This is a genomic window from Methylomagnum sp., assembly GCF_054333355.1.
Map to the genome: position 1 here is coordinate 1 of NZ_JBTEKS010000026.1, position 23,124 is coordinate 23,124.

The following is a 23,124-nucleotide window of genomic DNA, read 5'->3' on the forward strand; positions in this document are numbered from 1 at the left end:
GATTTTTTCCTGGCGGCTGCGCAATTGTTTGAGTTCCTGCTCTTGCCGTAACTGCTCGCGGGTCTTGGGGGCTTCGATCACGCCCACTTCCTGGCCCTGGGGACTCAGCTTGGTCCGGCGCTGCTTGGCGGCCTCCGGCGGCACCTGGTCGGAGTAGTGGGTGATGCCGCTGTCATCCACCCAGCGGTAGGTCTGGCCATCGCGGTTCGATTGCTCGGCGGCGGCCTCCCCCCCCAGCAATAGCAGGGCAAGGGCGACCGAGCGTGGAAGGGTCGGGCGCGTCATGAAAGTCCGAACCCGGCGCGGTACTGCCGGATGGCGGCCAGTACCTCGTGGCGCCCGGCGGTTTCCAGATATTCGATGATCTCGGCCAGGGTGATGATGGCGTACACCGGCAGGCCGTATTGCGCGGCGACTTCCTGAACCGCCGATAACTCGCCCCGGCCCTTCTCTTGGCGGTCCAGGGCGATTAATACGCCAGAGGGCGCGGCCCCGGCGGCGCGGATGATGTCCACCGATTCCCGCACCGAGGTGCCCGCCGTGATGACATCGTCGAGAATCAGCACCGAACCCCGCAGCGGCGCGCCCACCAGCGAGCCGCCCTCGCCGTGGTCCTTGGCTTCCTTGCGGTTGAAGGCGAAGGGGATTTCTTGGCCGGTCTTCCGCGCCAGGGCGATGGCGGTGGCGGTGGCGAGGGGGATGCCTTTGTAGGCCGGGCCATACAGCACGTCGGCCTGGATGTTGGCTTGCAGCAGGGCTTCCGCGTAGAACTGGCCCAGCTTGTCCAGTCGGGCGCCGCTGTCGAACAGGCCGGTGTTGAAGAAATAGGGGCTTTGCCGCCCGGATTTCAGGGTGAAGTTCCCGAAGCGCAGCACGTCGCAGCGGATGGCGTATTCGATGAATTCTTGTTGGTAGGCTTTCATGGAAATATCCCCCGGCAGACAAGGCGCCATGGGCGGCTATGGATCAGGCCGGGTTTTTCAGCAGGGACCGGCGAACACCTCTCTCCCGGATTCCATTGGGAATCGGATGGGAACGGATTATACCGATTTCCCCAGGCAGAACACCGACCGGGAAAATGCGGAATCGCTCTGTTAGGGCACCGCCACCCGTCGCAGCAATTCGCCGATTAAACGATCCGTTGTCACGCCATCGGCTTCGGCCTCGTAGCTAAGTATGAGGCGATGGCGCAGCACATCCGGGGCGATGGATTGGATGTCCTCGGGCGTCACGTAGTCCCGCCCGTTCAGCCAGGCGCGGGCGCGGGCGCAGCGATCCAGCGCGATGCTGGCGCGGGGGCTGGCGCCGTATTGCAGCCAACGCCCGAATTCTTCCCCATACACGCCCGGCTCGCGGGTCGCCAACACCAGTTGCAGCAGGTATTCCTCCAAGGGTTCGGACATATAAAGGTCCAGCACTTCGGCGCGGGCGGCGAACAGCGTCGCTTGGCTGATGGGCGTGAAGGCTTCGCCGGTGGTTTCGCGGCCCCGCCGGGCTTCGGTCCGCACCAGCCGGAGGATTTCCCGCTCGTGCCGGGCCTCGGGGTAGCCGATGCGGATGTACAGCATGAAGCGGTCCAATTGGGCTTCCGGCAGGGGGTAGGTGCCTTCCTGTTCGATGGGGTTCTGGGTCGCCATCACCAGGAACAGGTCCGGCAGCTTGTAGGTGACGCGGCCCACGGTGATTTGCCGCTCGGCCATGGCTTCCAGCAGGGCGGATTGGACCTTGGCGGGGGAGCGGTTGATTTCGTCGGCCAGCACGAGGTTGTGGAACAGCGGGCCTTGCTGGAAGTGGAAGGAGCCGTCCTGGGGGCGGTAGATTTCGGTGCCGGTGAGGTCGGCGGGGAGGAGGTCCGGGGTGAATTGGATGCGGTGGAAATCGCCTTCGATGCCTCGGCTCAGCACGTTGATGGCCCGCGTTTTGGCGAGTCCTGGGGCGCCTTCCACCAGGATGTGCCCGTCGGCCAAGAGCGCGATGAGCATTCGTTCGATGAGCAACTCCTGGCCCAGCACTTGGGCGGCGACGAATTGGCGGAGGCGGTCGAGGTCGTGTTGGGCGGGGGAGAGGGGGGCGGATTCTGCGGTCATGCTTTGGGTGTTGGTTGCGGATGGATGGGGCGGATTATAAATGCTTGGGGAGGCGGGATGGGGATCAGGATGGGTGGGGACGGATTCAAGCTTGGTCACGTAGGTCAGGCATTTGCTCATGCCCGACGCCATGCCGGAAAGTCGGGCATGGGAATACTGCCCGACCTACAAGACCGAAGATTCTTGCCAATCAGGAAACGCCAAACGCACGCCCCAGCCCTTCCCGCGCCCGTCCGCCAGACTTGCGGCCCCTTCCCCCAAGGCCGATACTATTAAGCATGATCGAAGTAATCGCCAACCTGACCAACCAATTCCTCATCGCGATGCCGGGCATGGCCGACCCGTCCTTTGCCCGCACCGTGACCTACCTGTGCCAGCACAGCGAGGAGGGTGCCCTCGGCATCATCGTCAACCGCCCGTCCGAGCTGACCCTCTCCGACATTATGGAGCAGATGGAAATCGAGATACGGGAGCCAGCCCTCGCCAGCATCCCGGTGTATTTCGGCGGGCCGGTGCAGCCGGAACGCGGCTTCATCCTGCACGAATCCAGCACCCGCGAATGGAGTTCCACGCTCCGGGTGTCGGACACCATTTCACTCACCACGTCGAGGGACATCCTCGAAGCCATCGGCCAGGGCCAAGGCCCCAAAAACATCCTGGTGGCGCTCGGCTACGCGGGCTGGGGCAAGGGCCAGTTGGAGAAGGAAATCGTCGAGAACTCCTGGCTCAACGCGCCCGCCGACCAGTCGATCCTGTTCCATCGCCCGGCGGCGCGGCGCTGGAAGGCGGCGGCGGAACTGATGGGCATCAACATTTCCCTCCTCACCGCCCAGGCCGGGCATGCTTGACGCCATGTCCGGCGCAGAGCGTCCGGTGAAACACGACCCCGCCGCTACCTATCTCGGCTTCGATTTCGGCGAACGGAACACCGGCGTGGCCGTCGGGCAACGCATCACCGGCACCGCCACCGCCCTGGAGACCATCCGCGCCACCAGCGAGGAAGCGCTGTGGGAGGCCGTCGCCCGGTTGGTGAAAACCTGGCAGCCCTCGGCCTTCGTGGTGGGAATGCCCTACCACCCCGAAGAGGGCGTGGTGAACCCCATCGTCCAGCCCATCCTGCGCTTCTGCAAACACCTCGAAGAGCGCTACCAGCGGCCTTGCTACACCATGGACGAGACCCTCTCGACCAAGGAATCCCAGGCGATTTTCTACAGCCAGAACGCCAAGACCAAGGCCAAATCCAAGGCCAAGCGCACCGTGCAGTTCGCCGACGTGAAGGACGAACTCGCCGCCCAACTCATCCTGCAAACCTGGCTCAACCACACCGCCCCACGGAATCCTTAACATGCTTGAATCGACGCCCGAGGTAGGCGTACTCCTTGATCGATTGGCGGCGGAGTTGCGCGAGGAAATCGCCCGCCGCCGCCTGACCGACCCGGTGATGATCGGCATCCGCACCGGCGGTGGCTGGGTCGCCGAGCGATTGCACGCCCGGCTTGGCCTCGCCGAGCCGCTGGGCCTGTTGAATATCAGCTTCTACCGCGACGATTTCTCGCAAATCGGGATGCACCCGGAAGTCGGCCCGAGCGTGCTGCCGTTCCGCGTCGAGGGCCGGCCTATCATCCTGATCGACGACGTGTTCTACACGGGCCGCACCATCCGCGCCGCCCTCAACGAGATTTTCGACTATGGCCGGCCCGCCCAAGTGATCTTGGGCGTGCTGCTCGAGCGCGATGGCCGCCAGATTCCCGTGCGGCCCGATTGCGTCGGCGGGCGGCTGGCGCTGGAACCCGGCCACCGCATCAAACTGGATGGACCCGACCCCCTGCGGCTCAGTATCCACTCGGTGTAATCAGCCCCATGCCTCACACCAACACTTGTCTTCAACTGGACGACTCGGGCCGTCTGCGCCACTTCCTCACCATCGAGGGCTTGGGCCGCGACCTGCTCGAAAAGATCATGGACACCGCCGAATCGTTTTCCAGCGTCACCGAGCAGACGGTCAAGAAAGTCCCGCTGCTGCGCGGCAAGACCGTGGTGAATCTGTTCTTCGAGACCAGCACCCGCACCCGCACCACGTTTGAACTGGCGGCCAAGCGCTTGTCCGCCGACGTGCTGACGGTCAACATCGCCACCTCCGCCACCAGCAAGGGCGAGAGCCTCTTGGACACCATCCGCAATATCGAGGCGATGCACGTCGATATGTTCGTGGTGCGCCACGCGGAAAGCGGCGCCCCGCACTTCATCGCTCGCCATGTCGCGCCCCATATCAGCGTCATCAACGCGGGCGACGGGCGCCACGCCCATCCCACCCAGGCCATGCTGGATGTCTACACCATCCGCAAATACAAGGGCGGCTTTGAAAATCTCACCGTCGCCATCGTCGGCGACATCCTCCATTCGCGGGTGGCCCGCTCGGAAATCCTCGCCCTCCGAACCCTCGGCACCAAGGAAATCCGCGTCATCGCGCCCCGGACGCTGCTGCCCGCCGCCGTGGAGAGCTTGGGCGTGACCGTCTGCCACGACCTCGACGAAGGGCTGGACGGCGTGGATGTGGTCATCATGCTGCGGCTGCAAAAAGAGCGCATGAGTGGCGCGTTCATCCCCAGCGAACATGAATACTTCGCCCGCTTCGGCCTGACCGAACAACGTCTCGCCCGCGCCAAGCCGGACGCCATCGTCATGCACCCCGGCCCCATCAACCGGGGCGTGGAGATGGATTCGCAGGTGGCCGACGGGCCGCGCTCGGTGATTCTGCGGCAAGTGACCCACGGCATCGCCGTCCGCATGGCGATTATGACCATGGCGATGCACCACGAGGGCGGGGAGAGACCGGCATGAGCGAACGTATCGTCATCAAGGGCGGGCGGGTGGTCGATCCGGCCCGTGGCGCCGACGGCATTCACGATGTGTGTTTGGCCGACGGGCGCGTCGCCGCCGTGGGCACCGTGCCCGCTGGCTTCAGCGCCGACCGGGAGATTCAGGCGCAAGGCAAGATTGTCTGTCCGGGCCTCATCGACCTCAGCGCCCGCCTGCGCGAACCCGGCCAAGAGCATAAAGTCACCATCGCCAGCGAAAGCGCGGCGGCGGCGGCGGCGGGAATCACCACGCTGTGCTGTCCGCCCGACACCGACCCGATGATCGACACGCCCGCCGTCGCCAACCTGATTGGCGAGAAGGCCGAACTGGCCGGGAAGGCGCGGGTGCTGCCCATCGGCGCCTTGACCCGTGGACTCAAGGGCAAGGACTTGAGTGAAATGAGCGCCCTGAAAGCGGCGGGCTGCCGGGCGGTCGGCAACGCCCACGCCCCCATGACCAACACGCTGGTGCTGCGGCGGGCGCTGGAATACGCCGCCAGCCACGATCTGTTAGTGATCGTCCGGCCCGAAGACCCGTACCTCGCCGACCGGGGCTGCGTCCATGAAGGCCCGGTCGCCACCCGCCTGGGGCTGCCCGGCATTCCCTACGCCGCCGAAACCGTCGCCATCGCCCAAGTGTTGGCCCTGATGGAATCCACCGGGGCGCGGGTGCATTTTGCCCAATTGAGTTGCGCCCGCGCCCTCCGCGCCCTGGCTCGCGCTCAGGAGCGGGGTTTGCCGATCAGCGCCGACGTGGCGGCTCACCAGTTGCATCTCACCGAGGCGAATATCGAAGGCTTCGACGCCCTCTGCCATGTGCGCCCGCCGCTGCGTGGTCTCGCCGACCGCGAGGCGTTGCGGGAAGCGGTGCGGGATGGCATCGTCGCCGCCGTCTGTTCCGACCATCAGCCCCACGAGCCGGACGCCAAGCTGGACGCTTTCCCGTCCACCGAACCGGGTATCGCCGCCTTGCCAACCCTGCTGCCCCTCACCCTGAAATTGGTGGGCGAAGGCGTATTGACCTTAAGCCAGGCCATCGCCGCGCTGACTTCGGGACCGGCGGCTGTGCTGGGTTTGGGCGAGGAACTTGGCACGCTGCGGCCCGGCGCATCCGCCGATGTGTGCATCTTCGACCCGGAAGCCCGCTGGACCGTCGGCGCGGATACGTGGCTGAGCGCGGGCCGCAACACCCCGTTCTGGGGCGATACCCTGCCGGGCCGCGTGACCCATACCCTGCTGGCGGGCCGGGTGGTGTTCGGGGAGTGAACCAATCCAAGATTGTAGGTCGGGCTGAAGCCCGACCCTGCCGCCCCGTTTAACGCGGTGTCGGGCTAAAGCCCGACCTACACAGACCACCCTGGCCCCACGCCGTTGGGGCGCAAACAACCTAAATTCAAGGCAAATAGCATCCATGAGTTCAGGCACGCTATTCATCGTTTCGGCCCCGTCCGACGCGGACAAGACCAGTCTGGTAAAGGCGCTCCGGCAGGGCCTCGCCGGTTTCACCGTCTCCACCTCCCATACCACCCGCGCCCAGCGTCCGGGCGAGGAGCATGGGCGGGATTATTATTTCGTGGCTCGGGCCGAGTTCGAGCGGATGATCGAGGCGGGCGAATTCCTGGAACATGCGCGGGTGTTCGACAACCACTACGGCACCGCCCGCCAAACGGTGGAAACCGCGCTGGCGAGTGGACAGGATGTGCTGCTGGAAATCGACTGGCAAGGCGCCCAGCAAATCCGCCCGTTGATGCCGGATTGCGTGTCGATTTTTATTCTGCCGCCATCCTTGCAAGCGCTGGAACAACGCCTGAATTCACGCGGGCAAGATGGCCCGGACATCATCGCCCGGCGGATGCGGGACGCCATGTCCGAGATGTCCCATTACCGGGAATATGATTATCTGGTGGTGAATGATGATTTTGAAACAGCGCTCACCGAATTGCGCGGAATCGTCATCGCCAGCCGCTTGACGATAACCCGGCAGGCGGCGCGGTGCCGGGATTTGATTGCGGGGCTTTTAAACCAAATTTCATAGGATGGGCGCAGCGTAGCGGAACCCATCGCTCCGGGCTACGTGGCATGATGGGTTCCGCGAAGCTCCACCCATCCTATGGGATTACAACTCTTCTTCCTTCTTAATCCACGCCTTGACCGGCTCGGGCCGATACCCGGCCAGCGTATCCAATAGCCTCGCTGGTTCGGTCTGCGCCAGTAAAAGCGCCCGGCTCCTCTCGCTCAAAAACCCTTCCGTCACGGCTTGGTCGCACAGCCTGAGCAACGGCTCGTAATAACCCGCCACGTCCAGCAACCCTACTGGCTTTTGGTGAAAACCAAGCTGCGCCCAGGTGAGGATTTCAAACAATTCCTCGAAGGTGCCGAAGCCGCCGGGCAGGGCGATGAAGCCGTCGGACAGTTCCGCCATGCGGGCCTTGCGGGTATGCATGGAGTCCACCACTTCCAGCCGGGTGATGCCGACATGCTCCACCGCTTGCCCGGCCACTTCGCGTCCGACCAGGGATTCCGGGATAACGCCCAGCACCTTCCCGCCCGCCGCTATGCAGGCGTCCGCCACCGCGCCCATCAGCCCGATGTTGCCGCCGCCGTAGACCAGTTCCAGATGGTGCTCGGCCAGCAGGCGGCCCAAGGTTTCGGCGGCGGCGCGGTACTCGGGACGGTGGCCGGAGCGGGAGCCGCAGAAGATGCAGATTCGGTGCATGGTTGTCTCGACGGATTCGATGGCCTAATCAGGCTGATTTTTCGGGCAGCGCATGTTGCCGGAGCAATTCGGCAGGGATGGATAGCAAATGGGGATCACGATGGACCAAGGTGGCGTTTGCCAGGGCGGCGGTAGCGGCGATGAGGGCATCGCCGTTCGGCAAGCGCTGTCTCGCGGCGCGGCGGAGATCAACGGCCTTCAACGCCACCGATTCATCAACCGGGCGAATCCGGTCCAGCATTTGCCGGTATTGCGCCCAGATATTGTCGAATTGACCCGCCGCGCCCCGCGCATTGAGTGCCGCGAATAATACGAGTCCCGACACAGCGCTCAATTCCACTATCGCCTGCGGATTGTGAAAAAGCTCCCGGACATCATCAGCGCCCGGTTCATCGAAAAGATGGGCGAATAATGCGGACGAATCCAGTAGATACCTCACAGGAGATTTTCCTCGGCGTCTTCTTTGGCCCGCCCCTCAATTAATCCGGCAATGGAATCATCACCGGGCGCTAGCCACTGGCGCCCAAAGCCTTGCAGGCGGTCGGCCAGTTCGCCTCGGCTCGGCAATGGCCTAACCCGCAAATCGCCCTGTTCGTCCCGAGTCCATTCCAATTGAGTGCCCGCCTTGATGTTGAATTGTCGGGCTAGCTCGGCGGGAATGGTGACTTGGTTCTTGCCTGTCACGGTGGTAATCATGGATTTGTCTTTATCATGGAAGGTTGAGCATTCCAGTCTGCGTTAGCTTTCCTGGATTATCAATGCTTGGCTCGCCAAACCCACCGCCGCCCGGCGTCTCAATCACCAACACATCCCCCGCATTCATCCGCGCTTCCGCCCGCGCCCCCAGTTCCTCCATCGTCCCGTCCGCCCGAATCACCGTATTCCGCCCCGGCGAACCCGCCGCGCCCCCGCGCAAGCCGAACGGCGCATTCACCCGCCGCCCGGACAGAATCCCGGCGGTCATTGGCTCCAAGAACCGCACCCGCCGCACCACGCCATCCCCGCCCCGCCGCTGTCCCGCGCCGCCGCTGCCCCGGCGGATGGCGAAGGTCTCCAGCCGCACCGGGAAGCGCCATTCCAAGACTTCCGGGTCGGTGATGCGCGAATTGGTCATGTGGGTGTGAACCGCGTCCGCACCGTCGAAATCGGCTCCCGCCCCGGCCCCGCCGCAGATGGTTTCGTAATACTGATAGTGGGCGTTGCCGAAAGTGAAGTTATTCATCGTCCCTTGCGAGGCGGCCAGCACGCCCAACGCCCCGTACAGTGCATCGCATATATTCTGGGAAGTCTCCACATTCCCGGCCACCACAGCGGCGGGCGGGCGGGGATTGAGCAGCGAGCCTTCGGGAATCACGATGTCCAGCGGACGCAGGCACCCGGCGTTGAGCGGAATGTCCTCCCTCACCAGGGTGCGGAACACATACAACACCGCCGCCTGACATACGGCGGCGGGGGCGTTGAGATTATCCGGTTGTTCGGGCGAGGTGCCGGTGAAGTCGATGCGGGCCGAGCGCCGCGCCCGGTCAATCTTCACCGCCACCCGAATGACCGCGCCGGAATCCATGGTCACGGTGAATTCGCCATCGCTCAGACCAGCGATGACCCGGCGCACGGCTTCCTCGGCATGGTTCTGGACGTGATTCATATAGGCCCACACGGTGGCGAGGGAATAGCGGGCCACCATTTGCCTAAGCCCTTCCGCGCCCTTGGCGTTGGCGGCGATTTGGGCTCGGAGGTCGGCGAGGTTCTGGTCGGGATTGCGGGCTGGATACGGGCCGGATGTCAGCCAAATCCGCACCACGTCTTCCCGCATCCGGCCCGCCTCGACGATTTTCAAGCCATCGCTCAATGCACCTTCCTGGTCGATGCGGGTGCTGTTGGGCGGCATGGAACCGGGCGTGATGCCGCCCACGTCGGCGTGATGGCCCCGCGAGGCCAGATAGAACAGGATGGGTTCGTTTGCCTCGTTATGGATCATTCCATCGGTAAAGCGGCATTTTGCCCCCTCTCCCTCTGGGAGAGGGTTGGGGTGAGGGTGGTTAAATGAAGCTTCCCTTCCACCGTCATCTATAAACAGCGGCGTAATCACGGTGATGTCCGGTAAATGCGTGCCGCCGTGATAGGGCGAATTGAGCAGCCACACGTCGCCGGGCCGCAGTTCCGGGCCACGGGAGCGGATCAGCGCCTTGACGCTCTCGCCCATGGAACCGAGATGCACCGGGATATGCGGCGCGTTCGCCACCAGTTCGCCCGCGCCGTCGAACAGGGCGCAGGAGAAATCCAACCGTTCCTTGATGTTCACCGAATGGGCGGTGTTTTGCAGGGTGTGGCCCATTTCCTCGGCCACCGACATGAATAGCCGGTTGAAGATTTCGAGGCGTACCGGATCGACTTGCGTTTCTGTGGCGTCGCTCTCGGCCAGCGGTGCTTCCCGGCTCAATACCAAATCTCCCCGCCCACTAATTTCCCCAGCCCAACCCGGCTCGATGACCGTGGTGGACGTGGCTTCGATCAGCAAAGCGGGACCGGCGAGGCGGGTTCCGGCGGGCAGGGCTTCCCGGCGGTAAACCGGCGTGGCATGACGAACTCCTCCCGAGAATAAAGGCACGGTGGCGACAGAACCGGCGACAGCCAATCCATCCGGCTGGAAGCAGGCCGTCTCGGGCCGCTCATTCAGGCCGACGACTTCGACCACGGCGGATTCGACCAGCAGGCGCTTGTTCTCATAAACGAAGCCGAAGCGCTGGCGGTGCTGGATTTCGAACGCCTCCCGCAATACGGCGAGCGGCCCGAAATCCACGGTAAATAATGTGTCCGTGCCTTCGTAGCGCAGGGCGGCCCGCCGCCGGGCGGTGATTCGGTCAGAGGAGACCGCTTGATCCAGCAACTCACGCCGACCTTCGGTTTCCAATTCGTCGAGCAAGCCGACCAGCCGTTCGGTCAACGCCTCGTTCAGCACTTCGACGACGGCTCGCTCCTTCAACACCCGGTAATCGGCCAAGCCCATGCCATAGGCCGACAGCACCCCGGCCAGGGGATGCAGCAGGACGCGGCGTATCCCCAGCCGGTCGGCCACCCGGCAAGCGTGCTGCCCGCCCGCCGCGCCGAAGCAGCACAGGGCGTGATCGGCGATGTCGTGGCCGCGCTGCACGGAAATCCGCTTGATGGCGGCGGCCATGTGTTCCACGGCCACGTCGATGAAGCCTTCCGCCACGGCTTCGGGCGAGGTCTTCTGTCCGGCGGCGGCGCCGACTTGTTCGGCCAGCGCCGCGAATTGCGCCGCGACGGCGGCGGCGTCCAGCGGCAGGTTTCCATCCGGGCCGAATACTTGTGGGAAGAATTCGGGGCGGAGTTTCCCGACCATCACATTGGCGTCGGTGACGGTGAGGGGGCCACCGCGCCGATAACAGGCCGGGCCGGGATTGGCGCCCGCTGAATCGGGACCGGCCCGGAACCGTAGTCCGTCGTAATGCAGGATCGACCCGCCGCCCGCCGCCACGGTATGAATGTTGAGCATGGGCGTTCTTAGCCGAACCCCGGCGACTTCGGTTTCGAGGCTGCGTTCCAATTCGCCGGAATAATGGGCCACATCGGTGGACGTGCCGCCCATGTCGAAGGTGACGATCTTCTCGAACCCGGCCAGCCGCGACACCGCCACCGCGCCGACGATGCCGCCCGCCGGTCCCGACAGGATGCTGTCCTTGCCGTGGAACTGGCGGGCCTCGACCAGTCCGCCGTTGGATTGCATGAAGAGCAGTTTTGTCCCCTCTCCCTCTGGGAGACCTGTCCTGAGCGGAGCCGAAGGGGGGCTAGGGTGAGGGGAGCTAAGCAATCTTCCAGCCAATCCATCCGCAACCTGCACCACATACCGCCGCAGCACCGGCGATAAATAAGCATCCACCACCGTCGTATCACCCCGGCCAATCAAGCGGATAGCCGGACTCACCCAGTGCGAGAGGGAAATCTGGGTATAGCCAAGACGGTGGGCGACCTCTTCCAATGCCAGTTCATGGGCCGGATTGCGCCAAGCGTGCATGAGGACAATGGCGACGGCGCGGAAGCCTTCGTTATATGCGGCGCGGAGTCCGCGTTCGGCGGCCTCCAAGTCCAGCGGTTGCAGTTCCTGGCCGTGGGCGTCCAGCCGACCGGGGACTTCCACCGCCCGGTCGTAAAGCGGTTCCGGGCGGCGGATGTCCAGGGCGAAGATGTCGGGGCGGTTCTGGTGGCCGATTCGCAGCGCGTCGGCGAAGCCTTGGGTGATGGCGAGGACGGTGGGTTCGCCCTTCCGTTCCAGCAGCGCGTTGGTGCCGACCGTGGTGCCCATTTTCACCGCTTCGATGCCGGTCAGCGGCGTGGCGGCGGGTAGTTTCAGCAGGTCGCGGACGCCTTGCAGGGCCGCGTCGGGGTAGCGCTCGGGGTGGTCGGACAGCAGCTTGTGTATGACGAGTGAGCCATCGGGTCGCCGCGCCACGATGTCCGTGAACGTGCCGCCACGGTCGATCCAGAATTGCCAGAGATTCAAAGAAGAGGTCATGGGAAGTGCGCCGCGAGGTCGCCGGGGAAATAGTTGATTATTTTGCTAGGATATGTAAACCTAAATTTCCGTGCTGTCCGTATGAATTTTAGGTAGGGAGTCCGTCCGTGCGCTTAACCACCAAAGGCCGCTACGCCGTCACCGCCATGCTTGATCTGGCCTATCATAGCGAAAAAAGGCCGGTGACTTTGACCGACATTGCCAAGCGCCAGCACATCTCGCTGTCGTATCTGGAACAACTGTTTGCCCGCCTGCGCCGTTCCGGCATGGTGGAGGGCGTCAGGGGACCAGGCGGCGGTTATCAACTGAGCCGCGATCCCAGCCAGATCAGCGTCGCCGACATCATCGCCGCCGTCGATGAAACCATCGACTCGACCCGCTGCGGCGGCAAGGGCAATTGCCAGAACCATCAGCCCTGCCTGACCCACGACCTGTGGATGGGCTTGAGCGACCAAATCCGCCAGTATTTGGACTCAATCAGCTTGCAGGACGTGCTACAGCGCAAGACCGTGCGCCAAGTGGCCGAGCGCCAAGACAAGCAGGCGTCGAGCCTGGGCGTGGAAGTCGTGCTGCACCGCGATTTGGAACTGCGGATGTGAACCCCCCCTTCAATGATCTACCTGGATCACAACGCCACCACCCCGCTGGACGAGCGGGTGCTGGAGGCGATGCTCCCCTATTTAAAGGCGTTTTACGGTAACGCCTCCGGGCTGTACCGGCTGGGGCGGCTCAGCCGGAGCGCCGTCGATACCGCCCGCCAGCAAGTGGCGGCTTTGGTGGGCACCGAAGCTTCCGAAGTTATTTTCACCAGCGGCGGGACCGAGGCCAATAATCTGGCGCTCAAAGGCTTGGCCTTTGCCGCCGCACCCGGCACGATTCTAACCGGACCCACCGAGCATCCCTCGGTGGCCGAGCCGCTGAAATTCCTGGCGGCACGCGGCTGGCGGGTGGCAACGCTTCCGGTAGACTGCAACGGCCAACCGGATATTTCCTGGTTCAACGAACTTCCCGCCGCTGCCCTCCGCTTCGCCACGCTGATGCTCGCCAACAACGAAACCGGCGTCATCCACGACATTGCCCCCATCGCCGAGAAGGTCCGCGAACGCGGCGGTGTCTTCCACGCCGACGCGGTGCAGGCGGCGGGCAAAATCCCGGTCGATTTCAAAGCCTCCGGCGCCCATTTACTCACCCTGTCGGCCCACAAGCTGTACGGTCCCAAGGGCGTCGGCGCTTTGATTGTCGACCGTTCCGTTCCCCTTGAAGCCTTATTACATGGCGGCGGGCAAGAAAACGACCGGCGCGGAGGCACGGAAAACGTGGCTGGGATTGTTGGTTTCGGTAAAGCAGCAGAATTGGCTTTGGCCGAACTGGACGAACGGCGGTCGCATCTGTGGGCGCTACGCCAGCGGTTGGAAACGGGCTTGAAAGAACTGCGGGGACTCGCCATTTTCGCCGAGCGGGCCGAGCGCCTGCCCAATACCACGCAATTCGGCCTCGCCGGTTACGACGGCGAAATGTTGGTGATGAATTTGGATCGGCGGGGCTTCGCGGTGTCCAGTGGGTCGGCCTGTGCCAGCGGCGCGGGCGAGCCTAGTCCGGTGTTGACGGCCATGGGCGTGGATGTGGAGACGGCCAAGGGGGCGGTGCGGGTCAGCTTGGGGAAGGGCAATACCGCACAGGACGTGGATCGGTTGGTCGAAACCCTTAAAAGCTTAACCGTGTAGGTTTGTAGGTCGGGCTTAAGATCAGAAGTCATTACGAGGTAACACATGGCTATCACAATCACCGAAAAAGCCGCCGCCCAGGTGGCGAAGCAATTACAGAAACGCGGCCAAGGCTTAGGTCTTAGGCTTGGCGTGAAAAAATCCGGCTGCACCGGGTTCGCCTACGTGGTGGATTACGCCGACGCCACGGAGCCGGATGACCAAGTGTTCGAACAGCACGGCGTGAAAGTCTTCGTCCGGGAATCCGACCTGTCCGCGCTGAACGACGTCGAGGTGGACTACCGCCGGGAAGGCATCAGCGAGGCGTTCAGATTCCATAACCCCAATATCACGGCGACCTGCGGTTGCGGCGAAAGCTTCGCCGTTTAAATGCCCGTTGCTTACGTCTCTCAACGCAGGATGGGTGGAGCCTAGCGAAACTCATCACATCGGGTTAGGCGGCATAATGAGTTACGCTATCGCTCCACCCATCCTATGATCCCCCATATTTCAAATTGGACACGGTTTAAATCCCCGTTTCTTACGTCTCTCAGAAAATTCCAGTAAAATCCGTGGGTTCAACCCGGCCCACGGTTTTGAACAGAAACCCCGCCGGTTTCCCATTCATACACGACAAGACACTTAGGAAAATCCATGGCGATAGAGCGCACCATTTCCATCATCAAACCCGATGCCGTAGCCAAGAACGTGATCGGTGAAATCTACAGCCGCTTCGAGAAGGCTGGCCTCCAGATCATCGCGGCCAAGATGCTGCACCTCAGCCGCGAACAGGCGGAAGGCTTCTACGCCGTCCACAAGGAACGCGGCTTCTTTAACGATCTGGTCAGTTTCATGATCTCCGGCCCGGTCATCGTGCAGGTGTTGGAAGGCGAGGACGCCATCGCCAAGCACCGCGAAGTCATGGGCGCCACCAACCCGAAGGATGCCGCCCCCGGCACCATCCGCGCCGATTTCGCCGTGAGCATCGACGAGAACGCGGTCCACGGTTCCGACGGCCCGGACACGGCGGCTCAGGAAATCGCCTATTTCTTCCAGCCGAATGAACTCTGCCCCCGCACCCGTTAATCCGGGCGAAACAATCAACCTGCTCGGTCTCGACCGGCAGGCCATGGAAGCGTTTTTCGTCGAGATCGGCGAGAAACCCTTCCGGGCCTCCCAGTTGTTGCAATGGATTCATCAGCGCGGCGTCGATGACTTCGCCCTGATGACCAACCTCAGCAAGGCGCTGCGGACCAAGCTCAGCGAGACCTGCGAAATCCGCGCCCCGGAGATCGTGCTGGCCCAGCAGTCGGCGGACGGCACCTGTAAGTGGGTGCTGCAAATGGACGAGCGGAACCGCATCGAGACCGTCTACATCCCCGAGGAAGGCCGGGGCACCCTGTGCGTGTCCTCGCAGGTGGGCTGTGCGCTGGAATGCTCGTTCTGCTCCACCGCCCGGCAGGGCTTCAACCGGAATCTTTCCACGGCGGAAATCATCGGTCAGGTCTGGGTGGCGCAACGGGAATTGGGCGTGGGTGCCGTGACCAACGTGGTGCTGATGGGCATGGGCGAACCCCTGCTCAACTTCACCAACGTGGTGGCCGCGACCAACCTGATGCTGGACGACTTTTGCTACGGCCTTTCCAAACGGCGGGTGACGCTCAGTACGTCTGGCGTGGTGCCGGCCTTGGATCGACTGGCCGAAGTCAGCGACATCAGTTTGGCCGTGTCCCTGCACGCGCCGACCGATGAACTCCGCAACGAGTTGGTGCCGATCAACCGCAAGTACCCCATCAAGGAATTGCTGGACGCCTGCAAGCGTTATGTCGGCAAGGACGCACGGCGCAAGGTGACGTTCGAGTACGTTATGCTGGACGGCGTGAACGATTCGCCCGCCCACGCCAAGGCGCTGATTCGCATCCTCAGCCACGTCCCGTCGAAGGTGAACCTGATACCCTTCAATCCGTTCCCCGGCACGGAATATCGCGGCTCCAGCCCGGACACGATCCGTAGGTTCAGCGAAATCTTGCACGGCGCGGGGCTGATTTCGACCACCCGCAAGACCCGTGGCGGCGACATCGACGCGGCCTGCGGGCAATTGGTGGGCAAGGTCAACGACCGCACCCGAAGGACCATCCGCTTGCACGCGGCGTCCCCATGAGGTGGTGGCGGGTTCCGTTGGTGATGGCGATAGCCGCGCCCCTGGTGGCCTGCTCGTGGTTTTCTTCCCATGATGATGCGGTTCCGGTGCGGGCCAACGACCCGCTCAGCGAGTTGAGCGCGTCCCAGATTTACATCGAGAAAGGTGTGCGCTACATGGAGGATGGCTATTACGACATCGCCCTGCGGGACTTGAAGCGGGCCGTCGAATTGGATGACGACAACAGCGAGGCTTACAACGCCTTGGGTGTCCTCTACCAGAAGGTGGACGACTTCGCCAACGCCGAGGCCAGCTTCAAGAAGGCCGTGGCGCTCAAGGCGGACAATTATGGGGCGCGTAACAATTATGGCCGTTTCCTGTGTGGTCGGGGCAAATACCCGGAAGCCTTCGCGCAGTTCCACCAGGTGATCGGCAACAAGCTGTACGGCACGCCTTGGATACCGCTGACCAACGCCGGCCTGTGCGCCCATGCCGCCGGGAAAAAGACCGACGCCGAAAGCTACCTGCGGGAAGCGCTGGACATGCAGCCCAATTTCCCCCCGGCATTGTTGGAGATGGCGCGATTAAGTCAGGAGGCCGGGCAGCACATGTCGGCGCGGGCCTTCCTGGAGCGTTATTTTTCCATCGCGGGCAGAACCCCGGAATCCGTGCAACTGGGCATCGACATCGAAAATTCCTTGGGCAATCAGACGGGGGCCGAAGAATACGCCCGTACCCGTCGGCATATGCGGGTGCGGTCGCCCCAGCCCGGGACTTCTCCGTAAGTTTCATAACGACAACATGCCCAGGCTAGGGCGTTTCCATTCATCAAGGTGGATTGATGGCTGACAAGATTCAAGCGATCCGGGGGATGCACGACATCCTGCCGGACCAGACCCCCCGCTGGCACCACGTCGAGGCGGTGCTGCGCCGCGTGATGGCGGCTTATGGCTATCGGGAAATCCGGCTGCCCCTGGTGGAAAAGACCGAGTTGTTCAAGCGCTCCATCGGCGAAGTGACCGACATCGTCGAGAAGGAGATGTACACCTTCGAGGACCGCAACGGCGACTCCCTGACCCTCCGTCCCGAGGGCACCGCCGGGTGTCTGCGGGCCTGCCTGGAACACGGCCTGCTGCACAACCAATCCCACCGGCTGTGGTACACCGGGGCGATGTTCCGCCACGAGCGCCCGCAGAAGGGCCGCTATCGCCAATTCCACCAACTGGGCGTGGAAGCCTACGGCATGGCCGGGCCGGACATCGACGCGGAATTGATCCTGTTGTGCCGTCGGCTGTGGTCGGAACTCGGCATCGCCCACAAGCTGGAACTCCAGATCAACTCCTTAGGGACAGTGGACGAGCGGCTCGCCTACCGGGCCAAGCTGGTGGAGTATTTCAGCGCCCACTTCGACACGTTGGACGAGGACAGCCGCCGCCGATTGGAAACCAACCCGCTGCGCATCCTGGACAGCAAGAACGAAAACCTGCGGGATGTCATCGCGGGTGCCCCGGTGCTGACCGAGGAACTCAACGACACTTCCCGCGCCCATTTCGACGCGTTGCGCGGTTTGCTGGACGAGGCGGGCGTTTCCTACGTGGTCAATCCCCGGCTGGTGCGTGGGCTGGATTATTACTCCCGCACCGTGTTCGAGTGGATCACGACCGAACTCGGCGCCCAGGGCACGGTCTGCGCCGGGGGCCGTTACGATGGCTTGGTTGAGCAATTGGGCGGGCGGGATTCCACCGCCGTCGGCTTCGCGTTAGGGATGGAGCGGCTGATTGACTTGCTGGACGAGCCGGAGCGCTTCGAAGCGGCGGCCAACGCCCACGCCTATCTCATCAGCGTGGGCGAACGGGCTGAACGCGCCGCCATCCGCTTGGCCGAGAATCTGCGCGACGCCTTGCCGAATCTCCGCCTGCAAATGAACTGCGGTGACGGCGGCTTCAAGAACCAATTCAAGCGGGCCGACAAGAGCGGCGCCCAAGTGGCATTGATTCTCGGCGACGACGAAGCGCGGGATCAAACCGTCGGTGTCAAGCCCCTGCGGGGCGATGGCGCACAGACCACATTGGCCCAGGCGGAATTGGCGGCTTATTTGCAGGCGTTGATTTAGGCGTAGGGTGGGTGGGCGTGCCTAAGCCGACTCGGTTTTCAAAACCGAGTCGGCTTTACGCGGGTGGGTTACGGCGCAGGCACAGCACAGCCAACAGGAATATCTCATCCCTTAAAATGTGCGCCTTCACCCATCCTATTTTGGTTGAATAGATTTGTAATCACTCGTGTAGAGCATCGAGACTCCGATGGAAATTTACGAAAACGAAGAAGAGCGCTTGGAGGCCGTCCAGCGCTGGTGGAAAGAAAACAAGCAGTCCATGTTTGGCGGTTTGCTGTTGGGCGTGGCCGTCGTGGTGGGCTGGAATATGTGGCAGGGAAACCATCTCGCCACGGCGGAGCAGGCGTCCAACCTGTACCAGCAGATGACGCAAGCCAGCGAGGCCAAGCAGGCCGAACCCGCCCAAAAGCTCGCCGAGCGCATCATCCAGCAATATGGTTCCAGCGCCTACGCCGAATACGCCCGGCTGTTCCTCGCCAAGTTCAAGGCCGAGGCGGGCGACCTCCCGGCGGCGAAGAAGCTGTTGGAAGAGGCGTTGGCGAAGAGCGGTGACGACAATCTCAAGCATGTCGCCCGGCTGCGATTGGGGCGGGTGATGCTGGCCTCGGGCGAAGTCGAGTCGGCGCTGAAACTGATCGAACCCGCCGCCAATCAGCAAAGCGGCAAGTTCGCCGGGCTGTACGAAGAACTGAAGGGCGATTTGTTCGCGGCGGCGAAGCGGCCCGACGACGCCCGCAATGCCTATGAAAAAGCCAAGGAACAGGGCGCCAATTCACCGCTCCTGGAACTCAAGCTCAACGACCTGCCGGCGGTTCCCGGCGCGGCGTCCTGATGCGCTTGCGCCTGCCCCTATTGCTGCTGGGCGCGGCCTTGCTGGCGGGCTGCGCCGAATTCGGCGCGGTCCAAGAGTTGTACTCGTCGGTGCAAGGACTCATCGGCGGGGCCGACAACGCCGAGCCGCCCAACGAACTCAAGCCCCTGGAGCCTTCCGTCAAGCTGACCGTGCTGTGGGACGAGACCATCGGCGATGGCTACGACGGTCAGGCCGTGAACCTCGTGCCCGCCGTCACCGAGGACAAGGTGTTCGCCGCCGACCGCAAGGGCACGGTTCAGGCCCATGGCCGGGCCAGGGGCGAAAAGCTGTGGTCCGTGGATTTGGACATGCCGTTCTCCGCCGGGCCGGTGGTGGCGGGCGACAACGTCCTGCTCGGCACCAGCAACGGCGAGTTGGTGGCCCTCAGCGGTGCCGATGGCTCGATGGTTTGGAAGGCCGGTCTATCTTCCGAAATTCTGGCCTTGCCGCAGGTGAAGCGCGGTACCGTGATCGTGCGGACCAGCGATGGCCGGATCACCGCCTTGGAAGAGACCTCCGGCGGTACCCGCTGGAGCTACGAACGCACCGTGCCCCCCTTGTCGGTGCGCGGTCTCGGTTCGCCCGCCATCGCGGGCGACTTGGTGCTGGACGGCTTCGGCGGCGGCAAGCTCATCGCCCTCGCCTTGAAGGACGGCAAAGCCGCCTGGGAAACCACGGTGGCCGTTCCCCACGGACGCTCGGAAATCGAGCGGCTGGTGGAAATGGACGCCGACCCGCTGGTGAAGGGCGACACCGCCTATGTCAGCGGCTATCAGGCCGGCGTGGCGGCGGTCAGCCTCAGCGATGGCGATGTGCTGTGGCGGGAGGGCAAGGTGTTCTCCGCCCATGGCATGGCGGGAGATCGTCGTTCCTTGTTCCTGAGCGATGCGTCCAGCGATGTCTGGCAGTTGGATACCCGCAGCGGGGCCGATTTGTGGAAGCAGGCCGAATTGCATCAGCGGCGGCTGACCGTGCCCGTGTTGTTCAAGGACCGCTATGTGGTGGTCGGCGATTTCGAAGGCTATTTGCACGTCTTGTCCAAAGATGACGGTAGCCTGGTGGGCCGCGTCCAGGTGGGCGATGAACCCATCCGGGTCGCGCCCGTGGAATTCGGCGACATTCTTTATGTTTACACGGAAGGCGGTGTCCTCGCCGCCGTTGCGATGGAGTAGCCATGTTATCCGTAGTCGCCCTGGTGGGCCGTCCCAATGTCGGCAAATCCACCCTGTTCAATTACCTCACCAAGACCCGCGACGCCCTGGTGGCGGACTATCCGGGCCTGACCCGTGACCGCCAATATGGCCGGGTCCGGCGCGGCACCAAGGATTTCTTCGTGGTCGATACCGGCGGCATCGTCGATACTGGCGCGGGCATCGACGAGCAGGCCATGCGCCAGGTGCAGTACGCCTTGGAAGAAGCCGACGCCATCCTGTTCCTGGTGGACGCCCGCGACGGCCTGAACATCGGCGACGAGGCCATCGCCGAGCGCTTGCGCCGGATCGGCAAGCCGATTTTCCTGGTGGTCAACAAGATCGACCGGGCCGATTTGGCGGTCGCGGCGGGCGAGTTCCACGCGCTGGGCTTGGGCGAGCCGCACGCCATTTCCGCCTCCCACGCGCTGGGCGTCGATGCCCTGCTGAATGTGGTCGAGTCCCGTCTGCCGACGCCCGAATCCGATGAATCGGCGCAGGACGCGGACGGCATCCGCATCGCTGTGGTGGGCAAGCCGAATGTCGGCAAGTCCACCCTGGTCAATCGCATCTTGGGCGAGGAGCGGGTGGTGGTGTTCGACCAGCCCGGCACCACCCGCGACAGCGTTTACATTCCCTTCGAGCGGCGCGGCCAGCGCTACACCTTGATCGACACCGCTGGTATCCGGCGCCGGGGCAAGGTCGGCGAGACCATCGAGAAGTTCAGCGTCATCAAGGCGCTGCAAGCCATCGAGAAGGCCAACGTGGTGATCTACTTGATCGACGCCCGCGAGGGCATCACCGATCAGGACGCCAACCTGTTGGGGATGGTGCTGGAGATTGGCCGGGGACTCATCATCGCCGTGAACAAATGGGATGGGCTCAGCCCCGAGCTAAAGGACGAGGTGAAGCAGCAGATTGACCTGCGGTTGTCGTTTGTCGATTTCGCGGAGAAATATTTCATCTCGGCCCTGCACGGGACCAATGTCGGCCATTTGTACGAGGCCGTGCATGAGGTCTACGCGGCGTCGATGCTGGACATGTCCACCCCGCGCCTGACCCGCATCTTGCAGGACGCCCTCGCCGCGCATCAGCCGCCGCTGGTACGGGGGCGCCGCATCAAGCTGAAATACGCCCACCAGGGCGGCCAGAATCCGCCAATCATCATCATCCACGGCAACCAGACCGACGATGTGCCCGGCAGCTACAAGCGCTATTTGATAAACGTGTTCCGGGAAACGCTGGACATCCACGGCACGCCCATTCGAATTGAGTTCCGGGGCGGCGAGAATCCCTTCAAGGGCAAGCGCAACGAGTTGACCGAGCGGCAGATCAAGAAGCGCCGCCGGTTGATAAAGCATGTGAAGAAGTGAATGAAAACCGGGGCGGAATCCCCGGTTTTTTGTGGGTGGCTATAAACCTTGTAGGTTGGGCTTCAGCCCGACTCCGAGCGGTAGCGTCGGGCTAAAGCCCAACCTACACAGCTAAACCGGGTCAGTTTTTCTAGCGCCGGAAAACCAAGTTGAGAATGACCAGCAAAATGACGGCGCCCAGCACCGCCGTGATGAAGCTGATGAAGGACGTGGGCCGTTCGACGCCAGGGGCGCCGCCGAAACCCGCCCGGTCGGCAATCCAGCCGCCAAGGAAGGCGCCAATGATGCCCACCGCGATATTGGCCAAGAGGCCCATCTGCTGATTCTGCCCGACGATGATGCTGGCGATCCAGCCCGCGAAGCCACCGAAAATAATCCAAATCAACGCATTCATAACACCCTCCTTGGTGTGGGACCGACGGGCCGAGTCAATGTGCCGCCGGGTTGTTCTGCCCCTCCGACTTTACCGCCTGGCGCGGAAAAACGCCCTCAGTAAATCCCCGCATTCCCCGCCCAGCACGCCGCCCGCGACTTCGATCCGATGGTTGAGGAAATCCACGTCGGCCAGTTGCAAGGCGCTTTCCACCGCGCCGCGTTTGGGGTCGGTGGCGGCGTACACCAGCCGCTTCACCCGCGCATGGGAAATGGCGCCCATACACATGACGCAGGGTTCGAGGGTGACGTAGAGGGTGGTATCGACCAAGCGGTAATTGCCGAGTTTTTCGCCCGCCGCACGCAGGGCGACGATTTCGGCGTGGGCGGTGGGGTCGTTCGTCGAGATGGGGCAATTCCAGCCCTCGCCGACGATTTCAACGTCCTTCACCAGCACCGCGCCCACGGGCACCTCGCCGAGTTCCCGCGCCCGCTCGGCGAGGGTGAGGGCGTGGCGCATCCAGTGTTCGTCTACAAGAAGTTGCTCTGAAGGCAGGGGAGGGGGGACTAAATCCTCATTTGAGTCCCCCTCGCCCCAACCCTCTCCCGCGAGGAGAGGGGGCACGGTCACTCCCACTCGATGGTGGCCGGTGGCTTGCCAGAAATATCGTAAACCACCCGTGAAATCCCCGCGACTTCGTTAATGATCCGGCGCGAGACCAGATCGAGAAACTCATACGGCAGATGCGCCCAGCGGGCCGTCATGAAGTCGATGGTTTCCACCGCCCGCAGCGCCACCACATAGTCATAGCGCCGCCCGTCGCCCATCACGCCCACCGACTTGACCGGCAGGAACACCGCGAAGGCTTGGCTGGTTTTGTCGTACAGGTCGTGGCGGTATAGCTCTTCGATGAAAATCGCGTCGGCCCGCCGCAGCAGATCTGCGTAGTCCTTATTCACCTCGCCGAGGATGCGGACGCCCAGGCCAGGACCGGGGAAGGGATGGCGGTAAACCATTTCGTAGGGCAGGCCGAGTTCCAAACCCATCTGCCGCACCTCGTCCTTGAACAGTTCCCGCAGCGGCTCCACCAGCTTGAGCTTCATGTGTTCCGGCAGCCCGCCCACGTTGTGGTGGGATTTGATGACGTGGGCCTTGCCGGTCTTGGAACCCGCCGATTCGATCAC

Annotated in this window: 26 protein-coding genes; 16 read left to right on the forward strand and 10 right to left on the reverse strand. The window is 63.2% G+C overall.

Annotation, left to right across the window (positions count from 1 at the left end; all coding sequences use genetic code 11):
• From ACXWUF_RS03875 to ACXWUF_RS03885, 3 genes are all read right to left on the reverse strand, one after another.
• The coding region (locus ACXWUF_RS03875; protein ID WP_458493343.1) for a DUF4124 domain-containing protein at window positions 1-285 on the reverse strand (285 nt) is incomplete at its 3' end.
• Window positions 282-923, reverse strand: coding sequence for an orotate phosphoribosyltransferase (gene pyrE / locus ACXWUF_RS03880; RefSeq protein WP_458493344.1), 642 nt, complete (start codon window positions 921-923; stop codon window positions 282-284). The genes ACXWUF_RS03875 and pyrE, both read right to left, overlap by 4 nt.
• Before the next feature lie 171 nt (window positions 924-1,094).
• Window positions 1,095-2,087: an AAA family ATPase gene (locus ACXWUF_RS03885; RefSeq protein ID WP_458493367.1), complete on the reverse strand. Its 993-nt coding sequence runs from the start codon at window positions 2,085-2,087 to the stop codon at window positions 1,095-1,097.
• A gap of 278 nt (window positions 2,088-2,365) precedes the next feature.
• On the opposite strand from ACXWUF_RS03885, the gene ACXWUF_RS03890 reads away from it, so the two are divergent.
• The 6 genes from ACXWUF_RS03890 to gmk all read left to right on the forward strand — a co-directional run bounded on the left by ACXWUF_RS03890 (window position 2,366) and on the right by gmk (window position 6,980).
• The gene (locus ACXWUF_RS03890) at window positions 2,366-2,935 is read left to right on the forward strand and encodes a YqgE/AlgH family protein (protein WP_458493345.1); all 570 of its coding nucleotides are present in this window, start codon (window positions 2,366-2,368) and stop codon (window positions 2,933-2,935) included.
• The gene (ruvX, locus tag ACXWUF_RS03895) at window positions 2,928-3,431 is read left to right on the forward strand and encodes a Holliday junction resolvase RuvX (protein ID WP_458493346.1); all 504 of its coding nucleotides are present in this window, start codon (window positions 2,928-2,930) and stop codon (window positions 3,429-3,431) included. The genes ACXWUF_RS03890 and ruvX overlap by 8 nt, the downstream gene beginning before the upstream one ends.
• A 1-nt stretch (window position 3,432) precedes the next feature.
• Window positions 3,433-3,939 carry a bifunctional pyr operon transcriptional regulator/uracil phosphoribosyltransferase PyrR gene (pyrR, locus tag ACXWUF_RS03900; protein WP_458493347.1) on the forward strand — a complete coding sequence of 169 codons (507 nt, stop codon included), beginning with the start codon at window positions 3,433-3,435 and terminating at the stop codon, window positions 3,937-3,939.
• Between the two features lie 8 nt (window positions 3,940-3,947).
• A complete protein-coding gene (locus tag ACXWUF_RS03905; protein WP_458493348.1) occupies window positions 3,948-4,928 on the forward strand; it encodes an aspartate carbamoyltransferase catalytic subunit in 981 nt (326 codons plus the stop codon).
• On the forward strand, window positions 4,925-6,211 hold the full coding sequence (locus tag ACXWUF_RS03910; protein ID WP_458493349.1) for a dihydroorotase: 1,287 nt from the start codon (window positions 4,925-4,927) through the stop codon (window positions 6,209-6,211). The genes ACXWUF_RS03905 and ACXWUF_RS03910 overlap by 4 nt, the downstream gene beginning before the upstream one ends.
• A gap of 145 nt (window positions 6,212-6,356) precedes the next feature.
• A complete protein-coding gene (gene gmk / locus ACXWUF_RS03915; protein WP_458493350.1) occupies window positions 6,357-6,980 on the forward strand; it encodes a guanylate kinase in 624 nt (207 codons plus the stop codon).
• A gap of 81 nt (window positions 6,981-7,061) precedes the next feature.
• Here gmk and ACXWUF_RS03920 read toward each other — a convergent pair whose 3' ends face one another.
• Genes ACXWUF_RS03920 through ACXWUF_RS03935 form a run of 4 tightly spaced genes read right to left on the reverse strand, consistent with a single transcriptional unit; the run spans window position 7,062 to window position 12,195 of the window.
• The gene (locus tag ACXWUF_RS03920; RefSeq protein WP_458493351.1) at window positions 7,062-7,661 is read right to left on the reverse strand and encodes an LOG family protein; all 600 of its coding nucleotides are present in this window, start codon (window positions 7,659-7,661) and stop codon (window positions 7,062-7,064) included.
• 28 nt (window positions 7,662-7,689) lie between these two features.
• Entirely contained in the window at window positions 7,690-8,100 is a 411-nt protein-coding gene (locus tag ACXWUF_RS03925; protein ID WP_458493352.1) for a PIN domain-containing protein, read from the reverse strand.
• Window positions 8,097-8,357, reverse strand: a complete 261-nt coding sequence (locus tag ACXWUF_RS03930) for an AbrB/MazE/SpoVT family DNA-binding domain-containing protein (RefSeq protein ID WP_458493353.1) — start codon at window positions 8,355-8,357, stop codon at window positions 8,097-8,099. Before ACXWUF_RS03930 ends, ACXWUF_RS03925 begins: the two co-directional genes overlap by 4 nt.
• A 13-nt stretch (window positions 8,358-8,370) precedes the next feature.
• Window positions 8,371-12,195, reverse strand: a complete 3,825-nt coding sequence (locus tag ACXWUF_RS03935) for a hydantoinase B/oxoprolinase family protein (protein WP_458493354.1) — start codon at window positions 12,193-12,195, stop codon at window positions 8,371-8,373.
• 107 nt (window positions 12,196-12,302) lie between these two features.
• Here ACXWUF_RS03935 and iscR point away from each other — a divergent pair, with 107 nt between their 5' ends.
• The 10 genes from iscR (at window position 12,303) to der (ending at window position 21,567) form a co-directional block, all read left to right on the forward strand.
• Window positions 12,303-12,794 (forward strand): Fe-S cluster assembly transcriptional regulator IscR, encoded by a 492-nt coding sequence (gene iscR, locus ACXWUF_RS03940; protein ID WP_458493355.1) that lies wholly within the window; start codon window positions 12,303-12,305, stop codon window positions 12,792-12,794.
• A 12-nt stretch (window positions 12,795-12,806) separates the two neighbouring features.
• Window positions 12,807-13,919, forward strand: a complete 1,113-nt coding sequence (locus ACXWUF_RS03945) for a cysteine desulfurase family protein (RefSeq protein ID WP_458493356.1) — start codon at window positions 12,807-12,809, stop codon at window positions 13,917-13,919.
• 45 nt (window positions 13,920-13,964) lie between these two features.
• Complete coding sequence (locus ACXWUF_RS03950; protein ID WP_458493357.1) at window positions 13,965-14,288, forward strand: HesB/IscA family protein; 324 nt, start codon at window positions 13,965-13,967, stop codon at window positions 14,286-14,288.
• A 264-nt stretch (window positions 14,289-14,552) separates the two neighbouring features.
• Window positions 14,553-14,984 (forward strand): nucleoside-diphosphate kinase, encoded by a 432-nt coding sequence (gene ndk, locus ACXWUF_RS03955; protein WP_458493358.1) that lies wholly within the window; start codon window positions 14,553-14,555, stop codon window positions 14,982-14,984.
• Window positions 14,959-16,059 (forward strand): 23S rRNA (adenine(2503)-C(2))-methyltransferase RlmN, encoded by a 1,101-nt coding sequence (gene rlmN / locus ACXWUF_RS03960; protein WP_458493359.1) that lies wholly within the window; start codon window positions 14,959-14,961, stop codon window positions 16,057-16,059. The genes ndk and rlmN overlap by 26 nt, the downstream gene beginning before the upstream one ends.
• Window positions 16,056-16,823 carry a type IV pilus biogenesis/stability protein PilW gene (gene pilW, locus ACXWUF_RS03965; protein ID WP_458493360.1) on the forward strand — a complete coding sequence of 256 codons (768 nt, stop codon included), beginning with the start codon at window positions 16,056-16,058 and terminating at the stop codon, window positions 16,821-16,823. Before rlmN ends, pilW begins: the two co-directional genes overlap by 4 nt.
• Window positions 16,824-16,879: 56 nt before the next feature.
• On the forward strand, window positions 16,880-18,151 hold the full coding sequence (gene hisS / locus ACXWUF_RS03970; RefSeq protein ID WP_458493361.1) for a histidine--tRNA ligase: 1,272 nt from the start codon (window positions 16,880-16,882) through the stop codon (window positions 18,149-18,151).
• Window positions 18,152-18,338: 187 nt separating this feature from the next.
• A complete protein-coding gene (locus tag ACXWUF_RS03975) occupies window positions 18,339-18,983 on the forward strand; it encodes a YfgM family protein (RefSeq protein WP_458493362.1) in 645 nt (214 codons plus the stop codon).
• Window positions 18,983-20,176 (forward strand): outer membrane protein assembly factor BamB, encoded by a 1,194-nt coding sequence (gene bamB / locus ACXWUF_RS03980; RefSeq protein ID WP_458493363.1) that lies wholly within the window; start codon window positions 18,983-18,985, stop codon window positions 20,174-20,176. Before ACXWUF_RS03975 ends, bamB begins: the two co-directional genes overlap by 1 nt.
• 2 nt (window positions 20,177-20,178) lie before the next feature.
• A complete protein-coding gene (gene der / locus ACXWUF_RS03985) occupies window positions 20,179-21,567 on the forward strand; it encodes a ribosome biogenesis GTPase Der (protein WP_458493364.1) in 1,389 nt (462 codons plus the stop codon).
• Between the two features lie 130 nt (window positions 21,568-21,697).
• Here the strand turns inward: der and ACXWUF_RS03990 are convergent, their stop codons facing one another.
• The 3 genes from ACXWUF_RS03990 to ACXWUF_RS04000 form a co-directional block, all read right to left on the reverse strand.
• On the reverse strand, window positions 21,698-21,961 hold the full coding sequence (locus tag ACXWUF_RS03990; RefSeq protein WP_458493365.1) for a GlsB/YeaQ/YmgE family stress response membrane protein: 264 nt from the start codon (window positions 21,959-21,961) through the stop codon (window positions 21,698-21,700).
• 69 nt (window positions 21,962-22,030) lie between these two features.
• Complete coding sequence (tadA, locus tag ACXWUF_RS03995) at window positions 22,031-22,495, reverse strand: tRNA adenosine(34) deaminase TadA (protein WP_458493368.1); 465 nt, start codon at window positions 22,493-22,495, stop codon at window positions 22,031-22,033.
• A gap of 71 nt (window positions 22,496-22,566) precedes the next feature.
• The coding region (locus ACXWUF_RS04000; RefSeq protein WP_458493366.1) for a GMP synthase (glutamine-hydrolyzing) at window positions 22,567-23,124 on the reverse strand (558 nt) is incomplete at its 5' end.

Coding starts and splice junctions, on each gene's coding strand:
- pyrR (WP_458493347.1), top strand. CDS start 3,433: ATGCTTGAATCGACGCCCGAGGTAGGCGTACTCCTTGATCGATTGGCG.
- ndk (WP_458493358.1), top strand. CDS start 14,553: ATGGCGATAGAGCGCACCATTTCCATCATCAAACCCGATGCCGTAGCC.
- ACXWUF_RS03920 (WP_458493351.1), bottom strand. CDS start 7,661: ATGCACCGAATCTGCATCTTCTGCGGCTCCCGCTCCGGCCACCGTCCC.
- rlmN (WP_458493359.1), top strand. CDS start 14,959: ATGAACTCTGCCCCCGCACCCGTTAATCCGGGCGAAACAATCAACCTG.
- hisS (WP_458493361.1), top strand. CDS start 16,880: ATGGCTGACAAGATTCAAGCGATCCGGGGGATGCACGACATCCTGCCG.
- ruvX (WP_458493346.1), top strand. CDS start 2,928: ATGCTTGACGCCATGTCCGGCGCAGAGCGTCCGGTGAAACACGACCCC.
- bamB (WP_458493363.1), top strand. CDS start 18,983: ATGCGCTTGCGCCTGCCCCTATTGCTGCTGGGCGCGGCCTTGCTGGCG.
- ACXWUF_RS03990 (WP_458493365.1), bottom strand. CDS start 21,961: ATGAATGCGTTGATTTGGATTATTTTCGGTGGCTTCGCGGGCTGGATC.
- ACXWUF_RS03975 (WP_458493362.1), top strand. CDS start 18,339: ATGGAAATTTACGAAAACGAAGAAGAGCGCTTGGAGGCCGTCCAGCGC.
- pyrE (WP_458493344.1), bottom strand. CDS start 923: ATGAAAGCCTACCAACAAGAATTCATCGAATACGCCATCCGCTGCGAC.
- gmk (WP_458493350.1), top strand. CDS start 6,357: ATGAGTTCAGGCACGCTATTCATCGTTTCGGCCCCGTCCGACGCGGAC.
- ACXWUF_RS03945 (WP_458493356.1), top strand. CDS start 12,807: ATGATCTACCTGGATCACAACGCCACCACCCCGCTGGACGAGCGGGTG.
- pilW (WP_458493360.1), top strand. CDS start 16,056: ATGAGGTGGTGGCGGGTTCCGTTGGTGATGGCGATAGCCGCGCCCCTG.
- der (WP_458493364.1), top strand. CDS start 20,179: ATGTTATCCGTAGTCGCCCTGGTGGGCCGTCCCAATGTCGGCAAATCC.
- ACXWUF_RS03910 (WP_458493349.1), top strand. CDS start 4,925: ATGAGCGAACGTATCGTCATCAAGGGCGGGCGGGTGGTCGATCCGGCC.
- ACXWUF_RS03935 (WP_458493354.1), bottom strand. CDS start 12,195: ATGACCTCTTCTTTGAATCTCTGGCAATTCTGGATCGACCGTGGCGGC.
- ACXWUF_RS03905 (WP_458493348.1), top strand. CDS start 3,948: ATGCCTCACACCAACACTTGTCTTCAACTGGACGACTCGGGCCGTCTG.
- ACXWUF_RS03950 (WP_458493357.1), top strand. CDS start 13,965: ATGGCTATCACAATCACCGAAAAAGCCGCCGCCCAGGTGGCGAAGCAA.
- ACXWUF_RS03885 (WP_458493367.1), bottom strand. CDS start 2,087: ATGACCGCAGAATCCGCCCCCCTCTCCCCCGCCCAACACGACCTCGAC.
- ACXWUF_RS03890 (WP_458493345.1), top strand. CDS start 2,366: ATGATCGAAGTAATCGCCAACCTGACCAACCAATTCCTCATCGCGATG.
- ACXWUF_RS03930 (WP_458493353.1), bottom strand. CDS start 8,357: ATGATTACCACCGTGACAGGCAAGAACCAAGTCACCATTCCCGCCGAG.